Source organism: Bacillus sp. Nf3, assembly GCF_003028545.1.
In the GTDB taxonomy this organism is placed as follows: domain Bacteria; phylum Bacillota; class Bacilli; order Bacillales; family Bacillaceae; genus Bacillus; species Bacillus safensis.
This window is the reverse complement of the sequence record NZ_PYUA01000070.1, coordinates 1-582: the sequence shown is the minus strand read 5'-3', so window position 1 is coordinate 582 and position 582 is coordinate 1. Positions and strand designations below refer to the sequence as shown.

At 66.8% G+C, this 582-nt stretch carries 1 protein-coding gene; it reads left to right on the top strand.

Translation table 11 applies throughout. The annotated features are described in order from the left end of the window. Positions 1-8 precede the first annotated feature (8 nt). On the top strand, positions 9-582 hold a 574-nt coding region (locus C9414_RS20885), incomplete at its 3' end, for a phosphomethylpyrimidine synthase ThiC (RefSeq protein ID WP_483295699.1).

Sequence of the window (582 nt, the reverse complement as noted above, 5' to 3'; positions counted from 1 at the left end):
TGCGCGAGATTGCGTTGACCCGCACGCCGACGCTGTTCGGCGGCGAAGAGAATGCACCGGTCACTGTCTACGACACCTCGGGCCCGTACACCGATCCGGAGGTGCCCATCGACCTGTCGACCGGCCTGCCTGCGTTGCGCCGTGGCTGGGTGGAGGAGCGCGGTGATACCGAACAGCTCGATGGCCTGAGCTCTTCGTTCGGCCGCGACCGCGAGCATGACCCGAAGCTCGACGCGGTGCGTTTCCCCGCGCGCAGCCTGCCGCGCCGTGCGCGTGCCGGCGCCAACGTCACCCAGATGCACTACGCGCGGCGCGGCATCATCACGCCGGAAATGGAGTTCGTCGCCATCCGCGAGAACCAGCGCCTGGACGCGATCCGTGATGCCGGCCTGCTGCAGCAGCACCCGGGCGAGGCCTTCGGGGCGTCGATCCAGACAATCATCACCCCCGAATTCGTGCGTGACGAGATCGCACGCGGCCGCGCGGTACTGCCCAACAACATCAACCATCCGGAAAGCGAGCCGATGATCATCGGCCGCAACTTCCTCACCAAGATCAACGCCAACATCGGCAACAGCGCGG